Below are 25,221 nucleotides of genomic sequence, written 5' to 3'. Positions count from 1 at the left end.
TCCTAATAAGGGTGAGGGCTACAACCCATAACCCTCGAGCAAGTAGTTTCACACCTAGCGACCCATGCTCCAGAGTTACCACGCCTATTTTTTGAAAAAAACTTACCAATGCATATATTTTTGCAGCGCAACCTGATTTCTCTACAGTTCTCTCCGTTCCTATCAGGATCTGCGTCTGGGCAGGATTCATCTTCTTCCAAGTGTTCCGCTGCATCCCTGCCTTCTTCTTCTGGAGTTTTGGTTTTTTCCTGACTAAGTTGGCCTGCAGCTAGAGTTGCTCCCGACGCCGCATTGCCAGCGTTTGGCGAGAGCCCTCTAGAGCCCATACCGGCGGCAGAGCACTGTATGGGATTAGTCTGACATGAAGTTACTAGACCTTTGGGGTCACTATATATAAGTGGATTCTGGAGAACATAGCCATAGGTATTAACCCCACCAGCCAACCCAATAGGATCACTTTGAATATACCGCCCTATCGTTGGGTCGTAATCCCTAAAGTAGTTGTAATGAAGCCCCGTCTCCTGATCAAAATACTGCCCCGGAAACCGCAACGGCATCTCCACCGCCACCCCATCAGCATCCGGGTCCTCATCCACAACAGCCTCACCAAAAGGTTTGTACTGAGCACGCCATACAGCTTTTTGATCATAGTTAGTGACTAATTGTGGGGTATTGAGGTGATCGTTGTGTATAAAGTAAACTTCTGGATCAACAACATTCTCTCTAAATAGCCCAGCTTTATATCCTTCTGGCGTAGAATGTATAAAGGCTTGCTCCCCCAGATTTAAATCTATCGTTAATGTGCCCGATCCAGCGCCCCCGTTATTAACGGCCACTCGTACCTCGGAGCCGGACAGCGAAGCAAAAGACATCCCGCCTTCACCCGTTATAGGGTCACCATTTAGCCACGAGCCATCGCTTTGGCGTAACCAGAATCTTTTAGTTTGGCTGTCAATTGCTACTCCTACAGTACCGCTGAATGAACCAATACCACCAGAACCAGTCGCAACTCCATATAAGCCACCATTAGCCACGTAGTAATACGCTGAGTTCACCGCACCAGTGTACCAGTTGTAGGTAGCGTTTTCACTAGCGACACCGACCATGTGATAGGGACTAACATTGTTCAATTCAATGTAGACTTTTCCCTGAACCGCTAACGTACTTCGACCCGCATGTGCCGCATCGTCGTATGATGTCACCGAAGTGCCGCTTAACGTCGCGCCCCCTTCTACTTCCACAGCGCTATACTTTTTTGAGTATATAACAGATGCAGGTACGGTACCGGTGCCATTGGACATGGGCCCTATTGACCCCGGTTTGACAACTGCAATGGGTTCGCTATTGAGGTAAATATACTCGGCAATCAGAGTACCATCTCCCTTAGTTTCAGCCCGTAGCTCCCCTTGTAACCCATAGTGGTACTGTATGTGCTCATCAATATTGGGGCCAGATATGGTTTTAGTCACTCGTTGACCTTGGCTGTTATAGGTATAGTTCGCTGTGATGCCATTGATCTGTGCACCAACCAATCGCTCTGCCGCGTTATAAGAGAAAGTGGTTCCTGCCCACGCGTTGTGGGTGATATTCCCATTTGCATCGTGGAGAATACTGCTCACTATATTCGATTGCGCAGTTATACTGACTAAGCGGTTGCTTGATATGTCATACAAGTAACTATCCGACTCCTCAATGACCCCGTCCTTATTACTATCTAGCGTTAACAGCTTACGATTACCAACACCGTCATACTGGTATTCAATCCTGCCATAGATACCGTCAGCGAATATTAGTCGATTTGAATTATCGTAGTTAAAACTCTGAGACTTAGTCGAATCTACCTCATCAAAGATTTGGTCAATATTTCCCGCACGGGTATACGAATAATCCCGATACAGTGAAGTCAATGACCCACTTTTCACTCCAATGTCATCTAATGCATAGTTGAGATCAAACACTTTTGTGAGCTGTAGACCATTTCCTAAATTGGCTTCTGTTAAAGGGCCAAATGGTAGCGATACCATTGCATCTACTAACGTAACCTGCTCCGCAGATGCCGATCTCCTGGTTTTCAGGGCGATGAGTTGGCCATTTTCATAACTATAGTCAACAAGCCTACCACTGGGGTACTCCATTTGAGTCAGATAATCAGCCACGCCAAAATGATAGCGCCACTCATACAACCCTCCTTCTACGGTATAGCCCCGGTAAATTAAACGTCCTAAAGCATCATACTTCCGCTCGTAACCGCCAGAGGGGCCAGCAATTGCTGTAAGTCGGCCAATTCCGTGATTCCCATTGGTCGTATCATCATACGTATAGACCACCGTTTCCGAATCAAAACCGACGTATCGCTTTTCTTTGATTCTCGACAGTAAATCGTAATCGTATTCGATGACCTGCCCAGATTGGTTAGTTTCTTGCTTAAGATTGCCTGCTTCGTCATACCAATATTGAGATATTCCGGTATCAGCACTGTTAAGTTGGATAAGCTGCCCAAAACCATCGTAAAGATAGCGTGTGAGATTCCCTTCCTGGTCAGTCACACCGCTTAAGTTACCTTGTGCATCGTAGTCATAATAACTAACGTAGCGGGGATTGCCGTCTGCGTGTTGAATTTCAAACAATTCCTTTAGCTGGTTATAGCTTTTTTTGACCTCGGTTGCAGGACTCTCTGCCGTATTTTGAGTTACCGTTCGGTTTTGATCATCATAATTGTATTCGCGAACTATCAAACTATTAGCGTCATAGATGGTTATCAACCGGCCTAGCTCATCAAGCGCTTCCTGGTAGGCGTACCTTAAAATACCAGAAGTATCATGAACTTCAATTTTTAAAGGTCTGCCATCTACTACGCTGGGGGTAAGTATAGAATAGTCCCCTTGAGAGTTTTCAACTTTAGTGAGATGGCGCGAAGCATCATAGGAGTATTCTATCCAGTTCTCTTGGGCAGTACCGACAGCTAATGTAATTCGCCTTACTTTGCCATTTGGATAGTATCCATAAGAAGTGGTGACAGCTTCAGCGGTTTCACTCGCCTGTATATATGAAGTTACTTGCTGCTTTTCATTATAATCGACAGTAGATGCTATGCCATTTTCGTCGACGATTCGTGTTGGTAAACCTTGGGAATTGAAAACACTATACTGAATTGAGTGGCCAAGCGCATTAGTTGACTGTACCAGTCGCCCCTGATTATCCAAATAGCTTATATCAGTATCCTGAATTCCCGGAATTGGCCCGTCAGTCGCAATGGTTGCCAGCTGTGATTTCTCAGCATCGTGATAGGTATAGGTGTAATTCCAGGTTCTGGTTCGTCCGTTGGTACTATAGGGTGCACCGATTTGCGTCAAGTCAGTAATAATCCTTCTTTCTACCCTACCTTCCGCATTGTAGACAAAATTAACTTTTTGATACTCTGACCATGCACCTGCGGCTTTTCCGGAATATTTGATCTCAAGAGGTTGCCTAAGTGACGCATCCCATTGGGTGTCTACGCGGGACATTCGTGCGGTTTCAACCAGATCCCCGAGATCTATGGTAGGCTTGCCATTGGATGAATTCCACTTGTAACCGGATATCCTAAGGTTTCGATTGCCATTAGCATCATATCCAAATTTGGATACCGCACCGTTACCGTGTGTTGTCACTTCTACCTGATTGCTACTATTAAACGAATTGTATTTAGCATCACTACAAGAGGTGACCGATCCATCCACCTCAAAATGAGAAAGGCGACTACCGCCCAGAGGACTAGCCTCGATATAGTGTTTAGATACCAGCTCAGCTTGTGTGTTATTGATGTCATCGACATATTTAGTGACTTTGGCGTACCGTGGTGTGCTGTTATCAGCGTGAGTATAATCAATCTCTACAACTTCTTTTCCAGCATGCTCACTTCGCGTGGCACGCCCGGAAATATCGTAGCTCCAAGACGCATAGCGTTGCCCGGTTTCGTCGACAATACCCGTTAATGCCGTGATATGATCAGGCTCGGTATACTCATAGATCTTTGACTGGATGGCGCCCTGAGCATCGCTGTATGAAACACTGGACAGGAGATTGCCATTTGCGTCTATATAGCCGTAGTCATACGTCATACCCATCACTATGATCTTATCAACAACTTGGTTTTCATAGGTAATCGATAGCGTGTTCCCATAGCTATCCTTAACCTTAGTCAGAAGATTTTCTGTGTACTCGAAAGTAAGCGTTTGATTCTTCTTATTCTTCTGTTCCAACAAACGTCCGGCAGGGCTAAATGTTAGTTGGTCACCATCGATTGAATTTAGCTTATATTTTTCATTTCCATTGACAAGGCTGTGATCAATTGTATTTTCTGCACTCCAACTATTGGTACTTCCTTCCCTGTGAAATTGTATCCGGCGCCCGTCGGGTAAAATAATCTGTATTTTATCTTCATTGATAAAGTACAAACGGCTATCAAGATTACTACTCCAATTCCTTCCAAAAATACCGATTCTATCTTGTGTCGACCAGGGCACATTGACGTCAGCTGCGTACGAATATATGCCATAATCAAAGCTATTGTAACTACGTTCTATTCGTAGAGGCATTTCACCGATAGAGGATACAAAATCGACTTCATGCTGATATTTGTTACCTGAAATAATACTAATGGGGTTTCCAACAGCGCCCGAGACACCGCTGCTACAGCTCCCATTATTACCGGGATCACCCAGGTCATTTTCCTTTTCTTTGTCAGTTGGCAGACACTGCCCTGCTTCATCGACGTAAGGTTGGTCGGGTGAACATCCACTGGTCCCTGCATAAAAGTTCTTCCAGGTGCCCACACCATCATTTGATTGAACGCATTCCCTATACCCTTCATTACATGTATATCCTAATGCGGTATATTCACAACTTGTAGCACAACTCTGTAAACAAGCGGCGGCGGCGGTTGTGAAGTTGACGTATGATTTGTCGACGTACTTGCAGGATGGGGATGCGTGAGCGCCCGAAATAGAGGCTGCTAGGGCGAGAACAACAACTAACATGGCTTTTGAGAAAGCGGTTATATTGCTCATATTTTTCATCCAGTTTAGTAAGACAAATAAGCGAAGACAGAAGTTACGGCGATACTATGCATATTCATCAGCCGCTTCCGGCAACAGCACTTCTTGATAATTATGAGGCCAATAAAATGCGCTATTATAGGCGAGGGTCAGCCCGATGGTAATATCCGTGCGCAAATTGGTGTTGGTATACTGGCTACTGTAACCTTCATAGTACAACGACTCTATGGTGTCCGCTACGCCAGTGGCCATCGATATCGAAGCTACTATATCCCGATAGATTTTCTCCGTATTCCAGAGGCAGTTCACTTAATCATCAAAAGTCCCGCGGTTAAGTAAACCGTCTCCCAAATAATCTAGAGGAAAAAGAAGACGGAGGGATTATTTTTTATACAATCCAGCTCTGACTATATTTTAATCCCTCTGAGCTTCCCCTACCCCCTGCCAATCCAAAATTCACCTACAGGACATTCCCGACTCTCAGGTAAAAAGTAATAGGACAACAAAGCAACCATAACGTCTGTTTGATTGATTTTTATTCCCTCCGTCACCTATACTTATATATGAAACTGCGAATAGCCCGAGGATTCCAGACCTACTCATTCCAATTTTCTTAGCAGTTCCTCAGGGAATTGATTAAACTTTATATCCTGCGTTACCTTTTCTCAGTGTCCTCCTAATCCGGTGTCCCTCTACCTCCCTTCTCCCCCCGCCTCTTCTAATTTCCTGCTCCATCACTACCACCGCCACCAATACCATCGCCTAAAAAACTGGCATTTATTCCATGCACATCAGCAGTAGAGAAATCTGCATCTCCGCCAAAATATTTCTCTGCAAGATAGCCTTTAACTTCTTTAAAGTATTTATTTTGTTCTAGACTCTGTTGGAATTGATCGAAACCACAAAATAAACCATAGGCATAATTTACATACTTTTTGCTTAGGCCTGCGTATTCTACCGTCCTTAATACTTGACCTTTGGTATAGTGCTTAGAATTTCCGTAACGCTTATTCAGCAATCGAGGTAATTCTCTAGCGTAGCTTTTTATAGCACGATTTCTAAAATAGGAGAAAGCCATATATCACACGTGCATATTCGGTGTATCTGGGTCCCCTTCTTTAAAGGCCCTATATAGTCGAACTATAGATGACAAATAAATGGAAACACCTTTAAAGATCTTTGAAATTCCACCCCATCCTTTGATCAAACGCACGCCCAGCTCCTTTTTTGCATAAAGATGGCCTGACATAGCTGCTTTCTCATATAGATATAAAATATGTTCTTTGCTCTTTTTTTCTAAACGATTTTTTTCTTCGTAAATAGCCATTTTATAAAATGCGGGATAATACCCTTGTTTTGATGCCTTCTCGTACCACGCATACGCTTTCTGAAAATCAGTTTGCTCTCCCAGAATTTTACCCAGTATAAACATAGCTTGACCTTCACCAGCACCGGCTGCTTTCTCTAGCCAAAAAACAGCTTGCAAATCATTCTTCTCTACTCCTAACCCCAAATAAAGACTTTCACCAATATATAACTGAGCATTAGAGTAACCTTGTTCGGCAAGGGATTTATATAAGTAGAAAGCTTTTGAAAAATTTCCTTCCGTACATGCACGGTGTGCCAAATCATATCTCGAACCTATATCCGGATTCACCATTTTACCTAAACCCTTTACTCTTTTTCTGGTGGTTTAATGGGTGGGCGAGGCCGTCTTTCACGTGGCTGACTGGATCCAGGAAATGGATCCGGCCCAACTCTACCGGGCTTCTTAACATCATCCATTGGTTGACTAACTGCTACACATAAAGTCATACAAATAGCTTTCAAACCTTTCGCAGTTGGCACCCATTTACATCTTTTCTTACAATCAGGTTTTTTCTTGTCGCCACACTGTTTCCCGCTATCAGAATCACCGGAAGAACCTCCGGGAGACAATCCAAAAGGATCAATATAACTCAGCGGGTTTTGTTTGACGTAACCGTAAACATGATTCAGCGCGGTTGACGTGCCACCTGCCGCTAACGGTATACCTTGAAGCAATGCAACTTGTAATTGCGGATCAGAATAATCTTCCGATATCCCAATAGGATCACTTTGGATATACCGCCCTATCGTTGGATCGTAATCCCGGTAGTAATTGTAATGAAGCCCCGTCTCCTGATCAAAATACTGACCCGGAAACCGCAACGGCATCACCACTGTCACCCCATCGCCATCCGGGTCCTCATCCACCACCGCCTCACCAAACGGCTTGGCCCTGGCCGACCACACCACCTGCCCCGACGCATCGGTAAGATACTTCGGCGTCGCCAAGTGATCAGTATGGACCGTATAGATAGCCCCTGCGACACTATAAGCCAAAGGCTGTCCATCCACGTACACATAACGGGCACTGACCGCACCGCTACTGCCATCCGCCTCAGCAATCAACTGGCCATCCAGACCATACAGATAGTGCGTTGTCACCCCCGCAACCGTTTTCGCCGTGCGCTGCCCCAATGCATTGTAGGTATAGCGGGCCAGCTCTGTCTCAACCACCTGGCCCTGCGCATCCAGAGATTTTACAACCACACGACTCAGCCGGTTGCGGGTATTGTACGCCCAAAAGGTGCCTTGGTTAATAGCCCAGGTTTTGCTGGCGGTATTGCCGTTCTCATCATAGCTGTACTGCCACTGCCCCTCGGTCAGCAGTTGGTTGCTGGCCGCGTCATACAGGTAGTAGGTATCGGTGCCATTGTCTGTCAAGGTGATGCGGTTGCCCGTGGCATCATACTGATAGAGACGATTACCGTAGCCGCCGCTGGCTGAGGCTAACCGGTCGAGTGGATCGTAATCAAATAACTGGTTTTGGCTGGCATCATTGCCGTCCGTCATGCCCGTGATATTGTTATTGGCGTCATACTGATAAAGCGTGTCTTGTACTTCACCGAGGGTACCGATGGCCAACTGGGAAAGGCGGTAATCCTGGTCATAGACGGCACTGTAATTGAGGCCGTTGCCATAGCGCATGGCGATCACGGGGCCGAAGGGCAAGTAATCAACGTCACTGAGTAACGTGGTGGTTGTGCCCCCGGCACGGGTGTCCACCCCGTTGATACGACCCGCCATATCATAGCTATAGGTCACCTCACCACCGTCGGGATAGGTCATCTGCGTCACCTGGTCGGCCAGGTTGTACTGGTAGGTCACCGTGTAGGTGTGGCCGTCCCGTATCCGGGTGTGCTCAATCACATTACCGCGGTGGTCGTAGCGGTAGCGGCTTTCGCCACTGCTGTCGACAAGCCCGGTCAGGCGGCCCCGGCCATAGTTGCCATTTGCGGTGTCATCGTAGGTATAGGTGACGGTAGCGGTGGCATCACCGGGACTATGCGATTGAATGACACGATTCAGGGCATCGTAGTGGTAATGGGTAACGACACCCCGGGCATCGGTCTGGGTGAGCCTGTTGCCGGCGTTGTCATAGGTGAAATGCGTAATGCCGGTATCCGGACTTTCCAGACGCACCACATTATCGAAGGCATCGTAAACGTAGCGCGTTACCAGCCCCCGTTGATCCTCGACGGAGGCAATGCGATCCAGCCCGTCGTAGGTATACTTCACGTTGTGTAAGAGCGGGTCGGTGACTGTGGCGATCCGGTCGAGCGCATCGTACACCTGCCCGGTGGTGTTTTCCTTACCATCGATCTGTTGAATCACATTGCCGTTGACATCGTAACCAAACTGTCTCGTTTGGGCGGCCGCGCCAACGGTTTTGATCACACGACTTAACTCATCGAAGACACGCGTGGCCTTGAAGACAACCGGTCCGCTGCCAAGCGTGGTGATCGTGCTGATATACCCGTCAGCATCATAGGACACGGTGGTGACCGCCTCCGTGCCTGTCTTTATCACCTCTTCCAGGCGATTGCCCGCCGCATCCAGCGTATACTCGATACGACCATCCAGGCCACTGGCGATGCCCGTGAGCCGGCTGTTGGCATCGTACTCATAGCGCAGCACAGAACCATCCGGTGAGGTGACCTGTGTCCGGTTACCGGCCTCATCGTAGTCGTAGCGGGTGACGGCATCGAGTGCGGCGTTGCCCGAGGGATGCTTGACGGTCGAGGAGGCCAGCCAACCCCGGACATGGTAGGTCAACAGGGTCTCGACACCATTGGCGTCGATGATTTTTCCCGGCAAGCCGCGACTGTTGTAGTCTTGCAGCTGTGTGGTGTGGCCCAGCGCGTCGGTGATGCTGCGCATATTCCAGTGCGCGTCATAACTGTAGCTGGTGGTGTCAGCCACATCGGTGCGGGGACCGTCCTCCGAGGTCACTAGACCCACGGCGTTATAGGTGTAGTGCCAGGCCTGGTTGCCAGAGGCCGCAACACCTGAAGCCAGACCGAGAAAGGCGACAACAACCAGGGCTTTTCTGAAAGGCAATTTCATCATGTCAGTCCCGTTCATCCATCCGTATCCATTGATTAGGGTGCGACAGCCGGTGTGACCGTCCTGCTGAGCAGTCGGCCGGTGGTATCATAGGTGAAGTGGGTTTCACGCTCCGGTTCGGTAATCTTGACCGGCAGGTTAAACTCGGGATGCCACTGCGTGGTGATGGTGCGCTCTTCGGGTTTACCGACCGCTTCGGTGCGGCTAAGCTCCAGGCCGGCTGTGTTGCGAACGTAATTGGTGATAGTGCCTCGGGCGTCGGTTTTTGAGCTGACAAAGCCACGCACATCGTAGGTAAACGTGCGAAAGTCGCCCACGCAGTTACTGGTGGGTTGGCCTTCGACTTCAGCGAGTTTTTTGACGCCTTGGACGGCCCAGAATCGGTAGATAGTGTCTTTGCCAAGAGCGTTGGTAATGGTAGCAGTATTGACACTGTTATAAACAATACTGGACTTACCAACACCACCTGCGCCCTGGCTCTCGATAGCCCTGCCACTGGAATCATAGACAACGGTGGATATCAATGCACCTCTTTCGTCGACAATGCCCGTGATATGTCGGACGTTGCCGTACAGGTAGGTGCGCGAAGGTGGCGGAATAGCGTCGGTGGGATCGGAGTCCGGATACGTCACACTGGCGATCTTAGCGCCGTCTTCCCGATAGCCATAGGTATAAGTATTACCATCGGGATCGGTCATAGCGCTAATGTCGGTAAACCCCTCATACCAGTTGTAATACTTATACGTCAACACCAGAGACTGCCCATTCGAATGGGTCACGGTGACAGTGTTACCGGCGGTGCTGAGGGTGTGTTTACTACCTGAAAGGTCTTCAATCTCAGACAGGAAGCCTGCGGCATCGTAGGTTTCGGTGACATTATCCACTCGTTTATACAGCCAACCGGTAATCTCGCCATTATCATTTTTCGTGGCGTTCAGCTTAGCGGTGGTTAAGCGAAGCGATGGCGTCCAGGTGACACCGTCATCAAGGCTGGTAAACTGATGGGCGCTACCATCTGGCCGCTTTACGGAAGCGGTTATTCGAGGGTCGCTCTCAGTGACGGTAATATGTTGGTTATACGAATGAGACCACAAGCCCACCGGGTAATTTGATTCAGATGCCGGACTGGGTTTACTGTTGTAGTAACGCACAAACTCTAATGGGAACAGCCCACCGCCTCTAAAATCCACCTCCTTATAGTGCTTGTTCCCGATTGCGGTATTGATAGGCCTTCCTGTGCTAGAGGAGGGAACACCACCGGGTCCGCAGGAATCTCCAGGAGGCGGCACACTGGGGACCAACAGACCTCCAACGACTTGCTCGGTAAACTCTAGGTCGGGAAAGACGTTATTACCACACTTTTTGCTGTAGGTCGCTTGAATTTGCACTCTAATAAGACTAGCTTCACTTTCAACACTGACACCACTAACAGAGCAAGATATTTCACGAATCTCGCAACCAGAACCTGACTGTCCATCAGATTCCGTGCTCTTTTTATGATTCGCACAGGATCTGCTGACGGCAGCCCCCTGAGAGCCCACCCACAAGGGCCCTCCATAGAATCTCATCCAGTTACCCCCCCATCGATACTTAGGCGAAGCCAAGGCACCTACACTCAACAGCAACGACGCAATAACGACGACTGCCATCGTTTTGAAGAACCACATCCGAGTCCGGGTCATCTAAAGCCACCTGCTACTTAGGTTTTTAAAAACAGGAGATCCTCGCTGAAAAAAATCAACGATAAACCAGCACAGGATAAAAAAGAGTAGGCTCTGTTTATCAACTGTGTTTTTCCTCCTTAAGAAGGATTCGCAAAAAATTACAGCGCTCGACTTCCTTCGTCAACAAGATATATGAGTTGAAATCAGGATATATTATTAACCACTACCAATAACAACAGCTTTTAGCAGTTCACTAAAAGTATTTCTACAAATTGAAGCACTACGATTCGCTAGTGTTTTATGAGATTCGCTGTCGCCAATATTTTCCAGAAAAAATTAAAAAGAAAGCCCTGAAAATCGAGTGTACCTGAGGATCAACCCTGAACCCCGTATAGAGTACAAACTAAAGCGACCATGGAGACATTAAGCCATCGCCCTAAAACCCGGAAGTTCAAGGCGCAATAAAAAGCCCATACTTATAAAGTTGCATAAGTTAACTTTTGTCGCTATATCTTTAAACGACAAAACGCAAAACGCCCGAACATAGACAGTAAAAAAGGTCCGCTAGTTTTATGTGGCTTCTATATAAAAAAGCCGTACTCACAAAAATGCCTTTACATCCCAGCGCATAACCAGAGAAAGAAACAACCCGCACACGCGGGCCCTAAAGAGAGAAATAACTAGACACAGTCAATAACTATCACTCCATGCATACCTCTGTCTCTTCACCCTTCCACACCCTGGCACTCTACTGATAGTAGACCGAAGAGACCTTACTAACCGCAAGAAAATATATTAAATATATTGTTCCGTAAAAAATCGCTATCCTTGCCTTTAACAACCATCACTATCCCAAAACCCGCGAATGCCTGCAATTCCCTGCGCCCCACAATCAAAACTTTGCTCAAGTTTTTCGGTATCCATACCGCCCAATGCAAACACCGGCACCCTCGCCTGGCTGACCCACGACTGAAACCGCGACCAGCCCAAAGCCTCCATCTCGGGATGAGTGGCCGTTTTAAACACCGGAGAAAGCGTAACAAAATCAACACCCAAGGCTTCCGCTTTGCGCAGTTGCCCGGGCGAGTGACAGGAAGCGCTAAACCACGCCTGCTGTGAAACGGGTCGCTCAGATAACCCCTTCAAACGCTCACTGGTAACATGCAACCCATGACAGCCGGTCTGCTGATAAAGCCCTGGCACTGTGTTGGCAATAGCAACAACACCGCGCCGGCGACACAAGGCCGCAACAGCCTTCGCCACCTCCAGATAAGCTGCATCATCCAACTGTCTACTTTTGTGCATGTCCCACTGTTCAATCAAAGAATCAGTGTCCCTCTACCCCACCGCCACTGGGACGAAGTAATATGCTCGAGGACTTAACGGGAGGTTTGGTCGATCCCGGGACCACCTGCTTTTTGGTGGATTTCCATATAGCCGCACAGCAATAGGTTGATTCGGGTTTGACAATACAGCCCTGCAGAACCCGGCATATTGACTATAAAAACCTGTGGTAATCGCAGACCAGTTTGTCAGCCAGCTTCTTGGCCATGACTTTGCCTAGAACGCGCTTGTTGTTTTCCATCTCTGACAAATGATGCTGGCGAATGCCGACTTGTTCCGCCAGCACTTTTTGGGTCAGCCCCGCACGTTGGCGATAGAGCCGCAGATAATAGCCAGGTGTTCGATAGTCTTCCCCGTGGCGCACTTTGGCTTCTGCATGGACAGTAGCGACCGAGATACGGGCCTCTTCTCGATACTGATCTAAAGTAGAACGCAACATTTCTTTTAAACGAGCTGCATTCACTTTCTCATGTGGCATAAGCACAATATCGCCCACGTCATGATGGAGTTTGAGGGCTTGGTTCATCTAAAGCATCCCGTAGGTTACCGACATAAAAAATTTCAATTTCTAATTCCCGATCTTCGATTTGGCAATACCGCATGCGATAGCGGTAATTCAGCCACAGACGGTATTCATCCTCACCGGTTTTTAAGGTATCCCAACCTTGGGGGTTAGTACCCTGAGCTTCCAGGTCTTCAATGGCCAAGTCGACCAGATCCTGCATCGTTCGTGGCAGCCTGGACAGTTGTTTTTTGCTTTGCGAGTAAGGTAGACGCTCCATGTCATGACAGGGAAGATATACCATTCAATGGTATATTGCTACACCTATTTTTTGAACCGCCAGCGGGATGCTCACAAGCCACGCCTGCCGCTGATAGAAATGACTACCAGATTCCTAGCAGTCACAAAGAATATAACTCCACCACTGCGCCAATTAAGAACTTGAACAAATGCTCTACGAGCCCTACCACCCAATTCAAACACCGGCACTTTGGACTGATTTAAGTGCATGTGAGACTGCGAATAGCCCAAGAAATCCGGATTCACTAATTTCAATTTTCTTAGCAGCTCCCCCCCAGGGGAGATTGATTAAACTTTGTATCCTCCGTCACCTTTTCTCCATCCTTTTACATCTTTACCTTTTAACGGTGACCCTCTCCAGAATTTTCTTCACTGCCTGCAATTCGGAATCAAATAACTTGTAAGTCTCCAATTCTGGTGAATGAATGCCACCATTATTATCAATGTAAGTAACTTTGTTTTCGGGCAAGACAATTTTTGCTCTCAAGTTGTCAATTTCAAACTCCCCTTTAGACGACGAGCCCAGCAATTTGAACAGCTTCTTAATACGGCGATTCGTCAGAGCAATCTCGCCTACGAATACAGCCGATTCCTCAATATTTTCCGGAGTCATCGGCATATAAGTTTCAACCCCGATAGGCACATAAAAAATTTCTACTTGATTCAAAATTTCATCTCCCGAAAAACATAAAACAGGAAATATTGCAAAAAAAAATGTTAACAATTTCATTTTTCGAACCTGGTTCTACTCGGCAGACCGAATGCATTCATTATAGGGTTTTCATTTTGTATAATATTATTCATCTGCCTAAATCCATCATCTTCCGCACTAAAAACAGCATGACCAAGCTCGTGAGCCATGATTCTTCTGGCCGTTGCTGTAATCGGGCCAGCAGTCGATTGAATTATCGGGCTATAATTGGGATCGAGATAAATTGTATCTGCTCCCGGACTAGTGTAAGCATTATTCTTTATAGTCAAGTCGATATTAAAATCCTTCTTGAAAAACCAAAGAAAACGACGGGATTCAAGCTGAGTTAACATTTGCTTTCCTCTAGGAGTACCAAATATATCCCCCAGATCTGACTGGACTCTGGCCCTGTCCGCTGCCGTACCACCTATGGCAACAAAGTTTTTATCGCCAATAGTGAATTCAGATCGTCCGACAGCAGGTGCCGAACCACTCGAACAACCTGCCAAGAAACACTGCAGCCCCTTTCGCGCAGCAGCCCTGTTCTCAATCTCACTATTACCATTAAATATTTGCCCAAAGGCCGCCGTTATTGCACCATTGGCAAACTTGCCGCCTGTGGCATCCGAAAGGGTGCCCCCAACAATAGCCGCGCCGACAGCCCTTACCGTATCGGCATAAGTTGTCGCATCATTTGGCATCACATTATTTATATTCGCCAGCTTGGATAAGCCCGCACTTAAAAACCCATAACTAAACTTACTGCCTTGCAGGTCGTTCAGCACGCCCCCCGTTATCGCATGGGCTAACGCTTTACCGCCGATGTCCATATAGGAACTGCCAATTGCGCCGAATATACCATTGGCCAAACCACCGTACAAGGCAGCATCAAACCCCGCCCTAAGTGATTCGGACCCGCCCGCCCCGCTAAAAACAGCGGAGGAAACACCCGCGACAAATCCGGCCGCGGCACCACCAATAGCACCCGCTATCAACGTCGATGCAGTCATGGAGCAGCCTATGGAAGTTCCCGCAAGCGCGCCCGCCGCCCAGGTTGAAGCGGCACCATAGGTGACTACGGAGATAACAACTGCGGAAAATATCTTAAATGCGCTTTTAAAACTAAAGTAACCACTGGGATCGGTATATACCAAAGGACCGTTCAATACATAGCTATAACGGTTGTAACTCTGGGTGCTATCGGGAAACTGGACAAACGGGTCCGCCTGTAGAAAACGCCCCAACCTGGCATCGTAGACCCGGCCATTCATATGAATTAACCCGACTTCATCCAGCATTTCATGGCCGGTAAATCCCCGGGTCGTAATGCTGTGATCAAAACTCAGCAGACCGGCGATATCCAGGGACTGCCAGTTAACGACATCACGGCGCTGGCCCCAGGCATCGAAGGACATCTCTTGCTCTACCACACCCGCGGCATCAGTAATCACATCAATTGAACCGAGATGATCCTTGTACAGATATTGAGTTTTTGCGCCCGTTTCGTTGCTTTGACTATCCAATTCGAGGGTAATCAAAACACCACCTTGTAAATAGCGCTTAACCTGTTGTGTGCCGTTGGGTAGGGTGATTTTTTCTACATTGCCAATATAGCGCGTGGTCTTGACGCGGTTGTCCCTATCTGTATCGATGCGTACATAGCGGGCACGATCGGGACCGTATTGAAATTCGGTCTTATGGTCCCCTTTGGTAATCTCATAGGGCTTATCAAAGGTGGTGTATTTCAACACCCGCCCGCCAATGTCACCCACAGCGGTATCACTAACCATATTGCCATTGGCATCATAGCTGTAGTGGACGCCATCGCTGGTGGCAGTCACCGCATGCGGCCCCGCACCACTGGAGGAGCCGTCGCCGTAGGTGTAGTCGCCCACGCCGGTCTTGGACATGATATTGCCCAGACTGTTATAAACAACCGTTTGTGTCTCTCCACCCACCACCTTGGATTCAATCAGGCGGTCCAGGGCATCGTAGCTAAAGTCCTCCACCAGGTTCTTATTGCCACTACGATTTTCGCGGCGGGTGAGGTTACCAATATCATCCCAGACATAGTGGTGGTCCTGTACGCGATCAACACCGGCCATCAGCGCGCTGCGCACATCCTTTAGCCGCCCGGTATCAGGCGTGTAATAGCGCTCCGTAGTAACGCCATTGCCACGTTGAGAGCGTGTCACATTGCCGCGCAAATCCATGGCCTGCACTTGATAATAGACATCACTGCCAAACGCATCGACTACTGCCCGCAGGTAACCGTGGTCGTTGTACTGGTGCTCTATGGCATGGCCGGTCCAACTGCCATCGCCGGCGGCGTCGAAGAGCTTGCCGGTGCGTCCCAAACTATCATAGCTTACACGCTCGTAATGTACGCCCAATGTGCCCGGCAATTGAGTGCTGATGGTGCTGCGGCGGCCGATGGCGTCGTAGGAGTAAGCGCGAATATAACCCGATACAGTGTCTTCAACACTAACCAACTGCCCGACACTGTTAGCCGCGGTGTCATAATTCCACACCACATTGCTTTCGACAGTGCCATCCGCTCGCTGATCGATGCGCGTTTTCATTCTACCCAATTTGTCATAGGTCATTAGGCGTGTTTGACCCTTGGCATCGGTTTGCCGGATTAGCTCGCCAAAGACATTGTATCCATAGGTCCACACGCCCTTATCGGGATCATTCACCTCTATCTTGCGTCCCAGGTAATCGTTTTTTATCGCCACCACGACATGTTGCGGGTCCGACCTGGTGCCATGCTGCGTAGTACCGATCAAATTGCCATACATATCGTAGTCATAGGTGATACGGCTGCCGTTGTAATCGACTACCTCGACCAAATCACCCAGCGCATTTTCCCGCTCACTCTTAAAGTAGCCACGTTGATTCCTGGTGATAGCCGCCAACCCCGAATAATTGATACGAACCGGCTCGGCGACACCCGGCAATCGGACGACGACCTGCCGGCCAAGGACATCGTATTCATACTCAGTCCAGTGTTGTGCGCTGCCTGCGTGGGGCTCCGACGTGCGTTTTACTCTACTTAAGCTATCGTATTCGGTATCGACATGGATGGCCGTACCATCAAACCCGACACCGCTGTTGCGGATCTCCCGATTCAGCATGTCCATATAAGTGGCGCGCCAACCACCACCAGACAGTGTTTCCCTGATACGTATTTTCCCACCAACAGGACAGTTCACTGTGGCACAGGAACTGTATTCCTTTCGCACCCAGGCGCCGGTGTTATCACCGCGGTAGACTTCCCGGCCCAGCACGTCGTACTCTCTGGTAGCAACCGCCCCATTCAAGCCCTTGATCGTTAAGGGCGCGCCCAAGGCGTTGCGCTCAACAACGTCCTCAATTTTGTGCTCCAGGCTGTTAAAGGTTTGATTGATATAACGCCCCAGGCTATCGTACTCATAGCGGGTATATCTTGATTCAACATCCCTGCCACTTTGGGTGACACGAGTTTTATTGCCGAGGGCATCATACTGGTAGGTCGTCGTCAGCTTGTACTCGGGGCGCAACTGGTCGGAGACGCTTGTATGTAACAAACCTTTTAACGGACCGTGCTGATAGTAGGTATACTCTGAGGAACGCGCTTGACCCACACCGTTTCGAACAGTCAGCACGCTACTTAGCGATAAACGCCCCTTTTCTCTTTCCCAGAGACTGGTACCGTAGGCATTGCCGGTGGTTTTTATTTCAACGACAGTGCCATCGCCATTTTGGGTTTGCACTTCGCTGCCGGTCAGGTTGCCAAAGCTATCATAGGTATTGTTTGTCACGACACGCTGTATCAACGACGAACCAATCCCAAAACCATAGGTGTCTTTGCTGTTCGTGGCTAAGTACGGCCGATAGGGTGCAACCGGGCTGCCATCATTCCAGTTTTCCATCTTCCAGATATTACGTGAATCGCTTAGTACAACCCCATTGTTTGTGCGCACCACACTGCGCAGTAAACGGCCGGTAAAAGGGAAGTCCTGGCGGTAGTGATTACTGCTTTCAACACCGGTTCGCCCATCAACGGAGCTGATAGTGCGGAACCCCAGCATTCCCCTTCCACCAGCTTGTACTAAGGCCTCGCCATAGTGATAGGTGACAGTGCTTTTAGCAAGCTGGTCAGTATTGCCAGCTACCGCGCCCGCGCTTGGTGTGGAGGTACTGAACTCACCCACCACAAAAATGGGTGCCAGCAATTCTTTAACCGGACTGGTTTTGCCCAAAGTATGACTGTCGCCGGGCAAATCCCAGGGGCCATTAAGCCGTTGATAAATTGTCGGCGCAGAGATCTGCGTGTAATAATCGGTATCGGTCAAAGGTTTGTAGCTAATGGTCGTTTCAGCGCCTAAACCCCTGGTTATTGTTTGAATGGCATTGCGTGGCGTTTTACTCGCGTTGATACCCGGGTAAATATGCAGTCTGTCGTTCTCAAACATGAGGTGATCCAGGGTACCATCGCCATCGATATCCAAGAACTGCCGCGAGGCGTACAGACCACCGTCGACATTGCCCAGTGTGACTGCTTCGGCAAAATCACTACCGGTGCCCAGCTTGACATACATAAAGTTCGGACGGCCGGCAAATTGCGATGTATCGATAATATCCAGCAGGCCGTCCCCATTGTAGTCAACCACGCTTGGGCTGGTGTGCCACGTTGACCGTGTTGGCGGGTTGAACTCAATACCATTGCTGATGTAAAGACTGGCATCGGTCAACCTCGGGCCCGGCAGCGTATTACCCGTTGTTACACCCGCACGCTGAAACGCATCCGACAGGCCGTCGCCATTGAAGTCCGCCACGATAATATCGCTGCCCGTAAGACCGTAATTTACACTCTGGTCGATGGCGCCCAGAAAGGAAAAACTGGCGAAACCGTTATCGGTGCTGACCAGGGCCCAGTAGTGGCGCTCGGTCCAGCTCTCACTTTTGTTGTCGATACGCTGGAACCGCTCCACGGTGCGGTAGGCGACCAGGTCAACGCGACCATCACCATTAAAGTCAGGCGTGCCCGCCCCCTGGAAAAGATGCGCCTCTTTATACACTGTACGATTGAAATAATTCACCCGATCGGGTGGCTTGGGCACCGAGCTTTCCAGGGAGTAACTTAGCTGCTGATTATAGCCGTAGGCTCTATTGGAACTGTCCGGTACACCGGGCCTTCTCTGTAGCAACAAGATGCGGTCGCCGGTCACCGCATCCGCCAGGCCATCGCCGTTAATATCGGCAAAATAAACCTCTTTCTCCCCGAGCGAAGTACTGTAAGCGTTGCGTGACAGTGCCCAGGCCCCGTCAATAAACTGCGAGACAAAAACCCGCCATTGACCATCGTAATAGATAGCCAAGTCGGCACGACCATCCGCGTTATGATCAATCATATGCCAGGGAAACGGCTCGCTGCCATTCTGGCCGTTGCTGTATACCAGCCGCGGCGTCCCATAATTGCCTCGCCTGTCCCCCAAGGCATAATACCAATGCTGGTCCTGAAATTGCGTTTCACCGATATCCCAGTCCGGCTCCAGCCAGACAATATCTTGCACGCCGTCACCATTGATATCCGCGGGAATATATTTGGCCGTGGTCCTGTCTTTTTGCCGGCTCAAGCGTACGGAACTGCCCGCGCTGGCAAAACCCGTTTCATCATTGGTCCAGCTAAAACGGGTTTCCGCCAGGCAAGCTGTGTCTACACATTCCTGAATATACGCGAGCTTACTGATAGTGTTCTGGAGCGCCGCGCCGTCAACGGGTAGGTAGCCGATATTGTAGCGGCGAACTTCATGGCCATCGTTAACGACGGTAATATGACTCAACCGTTTGTTGAGTATAAAGGGATGGCCGCCAATATAGGCAGTGCGGGCATCGGGCCGAATGCCCGCCTGATAATAAAAATTAATTACAGCGTTAGTAAAGTCACCGCTGCCGTAGGCGTAATTTATCGACGTGATACGGTGGCCACCCGCTATGTCATAGTCAAAAGTCATTTTATTGCCGACACTATCGGCAAACTGGCTGGTCGACCACGCGAAAACATGACCGCTATAGCCCGGGACCTTTGATGCCGCTGTACTGCCATAATGACTGACGGAGCCGTCCTTGCGCTCAACTGTAAAGTAAGCGGGATGTCCAGCTGTGCCGCCGACGGCAGTTACGGTGACATAGCTGTCGATCTCTGTTTTATAACGTGAACCGGGACTGCCATAGCTGCCCGATATCAGCGTCAAGCGCTGGCCGTCCAGGCAGAAACGATCATCGTTGTTCCAACCAATAGCCCTAGCCCGCCCGTCCTGTACACGAGTTTGGCGACAGCGCGTGATGGTCGATAAGCCACCAATAGACCAACCTTGCCCCAACAGGCCATTGCCCTGTTGGCTGGAATAATTCAGGGATATCTGCGGCGTGACCCCCGCCGTCCCCACCGGTGCAGCAACAGCCATGCTATAAGTGGCCGCACCCGATTCGTCAACACGAAACTGTCCAGCGGTAGTGGCACCTACCAGATCAGCAGGTGCAGAAGTAGTGGCAGCGGCTGTTAAAGCGTCTATTTCTTCAGCTTTTACTGTGCCAGAAACCACAGCACCTACTGCAAGAAAAACTTGGCTAACAAGCATCCCCAAAACCAAACGTTGGACTTTCATATATCCCTCCCCAAGGATATTGGTGAGATCAGAAATCAGCTAAATATTTTATCGTGCTCGTACAACTGCAACAGGATTTTCTAATCCATGTTTTCTATCGACAGAAAAGAGAATCTTAAACCCACTGAAATTATCTATTTTCCGTATGTAATTTTCACTGATCCACTGAATAAAATAGGTATCGCCAATTACTATTTTATTTAGCTTAGCCAGGGCCTTTCACACGAAGGATTCTACATCACGGATAATTTATGTGAAATAAAAAATCTATTATTGGAAATAATATATTCGATATTTTCAAAATAATAATTTTTTTGATCAATACCTTTTTAAATAAAAAGAAAGAAAAAGTAATACTCGGGCATTAAACCGTAACGACGATTACAAGCCTAACAAGACCTGATTCGATTGATAATTTTCAAATAACAACTGTAATAACGATTACAATTTTAGTGGTGGTAAGAGTTACAACAGGGAATCTCCATTTCCCCTCAAGATACAGAAAAACATATCATAGAAATTAGGCTTCGTCTTATTGAAAACGCAAAAAAATAACGGCTTTCCCGTCTTCATTACACAACTTTTATGCTTTGCCGACCTTTCGCACTCAAGCAGGTTATATCCGTCATCACCCGCTGTCGTACCTCGGGATATTCTGGAGCCTTTAGAAGCGAATACCTACTCAAAGCCCTACGGCGGCCAGGAAGACCTGGACATCTCCGATACCGTGGATCGATTGAGACAGGAACCTATTTCGCTGTCTGGGCGGTTGCACGAAATCGAACCAGCCTGGAAGGCATATCTCTCAGCGCAAGCAGACTACGCCCAACTACCGGAAAACAACGGCAATGAGCGGATGGCGACAATTACCCAAAGAGTCCAAGACTGCTCAAACACCATAGACAAGCTCAAGCAAACCCAACGTACCTGGTCTAAGTATCGCGCCGATGAACCCTTGGGATATGCCTTATTCGTCTGGCTTTCGCCCGTTCGGCGCAAGCGCGAGCGTCTTGCGCTCCTGTTTACTCATGCTAGCCGTTTGCCTTAGCAGAGCCACCATCTGAAAAAAGCTGTCAACCGCGATCCTTACGGAAAGTTCAGCACCGGCCGCCTACCCGATCACTCCTGTGCCCAAAAACTGTTCTACACGCCTCGAAATCCTGCATTACGCACCTGCAACCGTTTGCAGCAGGCACTGTAAACTGGCATGAATCCCCGCGTCTTATCATTATGTGCCGATAGCCATCGGCTTGACAGAGTGTCGAGGGGCCGGCGCATCCCTCGCCCTAGTCCAATCGGCAACCGCCCAAAACAAGTGATCTTGACGGAACTTAAAGTAAGAACTTACCACCTGTCTAAGATATCCCTCTTTTTAACACCCCACAATTACTTTAGAGATATAACAAAATGCAAAGAAGTGCACAGAAATTAGAATTAAAAAGTCTGGAGAAATTGAAAAGATCGCTGTTAGCTTTGTCCATAGCGGCTCTTAGTACGCCATCTATGGCACAAAGTACTGACGCCGAGACCGATATGATAGATGAGATTGTGGTCTACGGCGTGAAAAAGAGCCTGCAGCGTGCGCAGGACATTAAGCGCTACGCCGACACGGTAAAAGATGTTATCACCGCATCCGACATCGGTGCGCTACCGGATAAAAGTGTCACTGAAGCCCTACAGCGAGTACCCGGGGTTACCATCGAACGCTTTGCGTCCTCGACCGACCCCAATCACTTCGCCGCTGAGGGGCGCGGTGTCGTAGTGCGAGGTCTCGATAAAGTCCGTAGTGAGTTTAATGGCAGGGAGACTTTCAGTGCCAACACCAGTGGCGGACTGAACTATGAAGATGTTTCACCAGAGCTTTTGGGCTCCGTTGAAGTGATAAAAAACCAGACAGCAGATATGATTGCCGGCGGTGTCTCCGGAACGATTAACCTCATTACGTTAAAACCTTTTGATAATAATGAAAGGGTAATGGCATTCACCGGCCGCGGTAGCTATGGTGATATGGTCAAGGAAGTAACCCCTTCGTTTTCGGGGCTGTTCAGCGATCGCTTTGAAACGGATATAGGTGAATTCGGTGTCTTGTTCAGCGCCGCGGACAAGCGTTTTACGGCACATGGTGACGGTGTCAACATCGAAAATTTTTACGAGCGCAGTGCAACACAGACAGAGATGCCCGGCGGTTCTACCGCACTAACCGCAGATTTTTATGCCGATGGTGTAACGCCCTTTGATTCTACAGCCACCTACCATACACCGCTCGGTGGCGGGATTTCATCGGGCAGCTCCGAAAGAGACCGAACAGGCTTGACGACCTCACTGCAGTGGCAAAACCCGGAAGAGAATATGGTTGCCACACTAGAGTATATCCGTTCGGACTCATCTGAGACGCTACGCGAGCACGTACTAGCTCCCGGCTTTCAAGGTTTTAACGCCGATGTTAACTCGGTAACCTTGCTCGATATCGATCCAAGTACGCCGGAAATCGAAACGGATGCTGTATTCGATGCAAACGGCCGTTTTCAAAGTGGCAGTTTACACTTTGACTTGCCCTATTATGCGTCGGTGCGCAGCCATCAGGTTGATAATACCATTGAAGACTTAAGCCTCGGTTTGGAGTTTTCTCCGACTGATAGGCTGCATATTGAGTTGTATGCGCAAAACCTCGACGCCACAGCAAAGGTCCGCAACAATACTATTGCCAATGGCTTTGCCAACAGCAATATGCATCTGGATGTAACCGGAAGCACACCATCGATCCGCTACTTGCAAGATACAAGGGCATTGGATGCTGACAATCCGCAAACTTACTACCAAGCGTTTATCTTAGACACCCATGTTGATGCCGAGGGTGATTTGCAATCCTATTCTGCCGATGTGGAGTTCGATATCGACTCCGGATGGATGAGATCTGTTTCAAGCGGGCTCTATTTCTCTGAAAGAGAGCAGCGTATACAGGATGATGACTACGCAAACTGGGGCGGCGTTTCTGCAACTTGGGCAAGCGATGGTCTCAAATCCGCACTTGTCGACCACCCTGAGCTTTACAATGCATTCACTTACGGATCAGACTTTTTCGGACGTAACTTACTATCCGGTGAAAACCGCACGTTTTTGTTCCCACATATGTCGAACACCTTTAATGTCCCTGCCTATGATGCTTATCTGGAAGCCGCAGGTATCAGCAATGTTCAGCGTGTAAACCGCTATCTACGTGATATCGATGGCGATGGTATCCCGGATACGAATGCTTTAGGCTACCTGCCTTACGAATCCAGTGTCACTAAGGAGGCACGGACTGAAGCGTATATACGAGTAGACCTCGAATCGGATACGACTATTCCCATTTCTGCCAATCTCGGGTTGCGCTATGTCAATTATGACGTGGAATCCACAGGCTCTTCCCGCTTTATCGAAATTATCCCGCCTACTAACACAGGGTTTTATCCTTTTTACGAGGCTGATTATCCAGAGCTTGTTGAATTCCTTGACGGTACCGGCACTATTGCGCGAACCGTCGATGCAGACTCCTTCGATACCTTTTTGCCGAGTGTTAACATAAATTTTGGTGTTAGAGATGACGTGGTGGTGCGCGTGGCAGCTTCGAAAGCGCTGTTTTTTCCAGACCTGCGGAGGTTGCGCAACACGGGCGCATACCGCGGTTCTTACACTGAGCACTGGCTGTATGACGACCTGGAGCCAGCTACCTGGAGCTGCGATTGGACTGTGACGCCACCACGTTGCAACGAACCTTCCGGTATTTCAGACGTTGGGATTGCCGGTTTCCGCGAAAATCCCGAACTCGAACCGGAGAAGGCAGTACAGTTTGACGTGACTACCGAATGGTATTTTGCTGAAGTCGGTTCTTTGACTTTTGCCCTGTTCCATAAGAAAATCAAAGACCTTATTCGCCAGAAAAATGTCACCGAGACTGTCGAAAACCCCGGTTCGGGCACCGAGATGACGATGAGTGTGCGGTTGCCTGTCAATGAGGGTGAAGGTACTATCAAGGGTTTCGAAATTGCCTACCAGCAGTTCTACACTTTTCTACCCGGGGCCTGGTCAGGTTTAGGTCTACAGTTAAACTATACTTACATTGACCAGAACGACCTGAACGATAGCCGCGGCGATCTGGGAGCACCGAATGATCTATCGGCCTATGGTGATAGCCGGAATACTTTTCGCAATTTCACAAATTTAGGGCTTCCCGGTTTATCTGAGGACACCTTCAATACCGCACTAATGTATGAATACAATGGTATTTCAGCGAGGATTGCCTACAATTGGCGCTCTGATTACCTCTTGGCCCGCCGGGATGCCAATTCGTACTCTGCCATTCATGCCGACAGCTATGGCACTATGGATGCCTCTCTCTGGTATACCATTAATGACTCCTTGAAGGTAGGGCTGGAAGGTGTAAATCTGACGGCGGACCCCGTAAAAACAAGCACGCAGTTAAACCAGGAAGGCAGCCTTACACCGAAGTCACGATTTGTAACTGACAAAAGGTATGCTGTTTCCCTGCGAGCGAGATTCTAACGCTCACTGGAAATGGAGAATAAGAAAAAGTCGACCCGGCCCAATGTCGGGTCGACTC

Annotated in this window: 13 protein-coding genes and 1 pseudogene; 2 read left to right on the top strand and 12 right to left on the bottom strand. The window is 48.8% G+C overall.

The genetic code is table 11. From position 1 onward, the window contains the following. Nucleotides 1–2: 2 nt before the first annotated feature. From FKG94_RS11330 to FKG94_RS11280, 12 genes and pseudogenes are all read right to left on the bottom strand, one after another. On the bottom strand, nucleotides 3–5,048 hold the full coding sequence (locus tag FKG94_RS11330; protein WP_179957599.1) for an RHS repeat-associated core domain-containing protein: 5,046 nt from the start codon (nucleotides 5,046–5,048) through the stop codon (nucleotides 3–5). A 54-nt stretch (nucleotides 5,049–5,102) separates the two neighbouring features. Then, nucleotides 5,103–5,288, bottom strand: coding sequence for a hypothetical protein (locus FKG94_RS11325; protein ID WP_142904342.1), 186 nt, complete (start codon nucleotides 5,286–5,288; stop codon nucleotides 5,103–5,105). 466 nt (nucleotides 5,289–5,754) lie between these two features. After that, nucleotides 5,755–6,114, bottom strand: a complete 360-nt coding sequence (locus FKG94_RS11320; RefSeq protein ID WP_142904341.1) for a DUF6559 family protein — start codon at nucleotides 6,112–6,114, stop codon at nucleotides 5,755–5,757. Nucleotides 6,115–6,117: 3 nt separating this feature from the next. Continuing rightward, complete coding sequence (locus FKG94_RS11315; RefSeq protein WP_142904340.1) at nucleotides 6,118–6,696, bottom strand: tetratricopeptide repeat protein; 579 nt, start codon at nucleotides 6,694–6,696, stop codon at nucleotides 6,118–6,120. Between the two features lie 14 nt (nucleotides 6,697–6,710). Then, a complete protein-coding gene (locus FKG94_RS11310) occupies nucleotides 6,711–9,485 on the bottom strand; it encodes an RHS repeat domain-containing protein (RefSeq protein ID WP_142904339.1) in 2,775 nt (924 codons plus the stop codon). A gap of 17 nt (nucleotides 9,486–9,502) precedes the next feature. Further along, the gene (locus FKG94_RS11305) at nucleotides 9,503–10,351 is read right to left on the bottom strand and encodes an RHS repeat domain-containing protein (RefSeq protein WP_142904338.1); all 849 of its coding nucleotides are present in this window, start codon (nucleotides 10,349–10,351) and stop codon (nucleotides 9,503–9,505) included. 123 nt (nucleotides 10,352–10,474) lie between these two features. Further along, nucleotides 10,475–11,035 (bottom strand): annotated as a pseudogene (locus FKG94_RS29530) (DUF6531 domain-containing protein); the annotation flags it as partial. Between the two features lie 930 nt (nucleotides 11,036–11,965). Beyond that, a complete protein-coding gene (locus FKG94_RS11300; protein WP_142904337.1) occupies nucleotides 11,966–12,454 on the bottom strand; it encodes a thiamine phosphate synthase in 489 nt (162 codons plus the stop codon). Nucleotides 12,455–12,629: 175 nt separating this feature from the next. Beyond that, nucleotides 12,630–13,001, bottom strand: coding sequence for a helix-turn-helix domain-containing protein (locus FKG94_RS11295; protein WP_218943503.1), 372 nt, complete (start codon nucleotides 12,999–13,001; stop codon nucleotides 12,630–12,632). Beyond that, nucleotides 12,973–13,200: a hypothetical protein gene (locus FKG94_RS11290; RefSeq protein WP_179957598.1), complete on the bottom strand. Its 228-nt coding sequence runs from the start codon at nucleotides 13,198–13,200 to the stop codon at nucleotides 12,973–12,975. Before FKG94_RS11290 ends, FKG94_RS11295 begins: the two co-directional genes overlap by 29 nt. A gap of 411 nt (nucleotides 13,201–13,611) precedes the next feature. After that, complete coding sequence (locus FKG94_RS11285) at nucleotides 13,612–13,944, bottom strand: hypothetical protein (protein WP_142904335.1); 333 nt, start codon at nucleotides 13,942–13,944, stop codon at nucleotides 13,612–13,614. Nucleotides 13,945–14,003: 59 nt separating this feature from the next. Continuing rightward, complete coding sequence (locus FKG94_RS11280; protein ID WP_281284232.1) at nucleotides 14,004–20,594, bottom strand: FG-GAP-like repeat-containing protein; 6,591 nt, start codon at nucleotides 20,592–20,594, stop codon at nucleotides 14,004–14,006. 562 nt (nucleotides 20,595–21,156) lie between these two features. On the opposite strand from FKG94_RS11280, the gene FKG94_RS11275 reads away from it, so the two are divergent. After that, nucleotides 21,157–21,669: a hypothetical protein gene (locus FKG94_RS11275; protein WP_142904333.1), complete on the top strand. Its 513-nt coding sequence runs from the start codon at nucleotides 21,157–21,159 to the stop codon at nucleotides 21,667–21,669. Nucleotides 21,670–22,028: 359 nt separating this feature from the next. Continuing rightward, a complete protein-coding gene (locus FKG94_RS11270; protein WP_142904332.1) occupies nucleotides 22,029–25,163 on the top strand; it encodes a TonB-dependent receptor in 3,135 nt (1,044 codons plus the stop codon). Nucleotides 25,164–25,221: the final 58 nt, after the last annotated feature.

This window comes from Exilibacterium tricleocarpae, from assembly GCF_007004655.1.
In the GTDB taxonomy this organism is placed as follows: Bacteria; Pseudomonadota; Gammaproteobacteria; order Pseudomonadales; family Cellvibrionaceae; genus Exilibacterium; species Exilibacterium tricleocarpae.
This window is presented reverse-complemented; position numbering and strand designations above follow the sequence as displayed.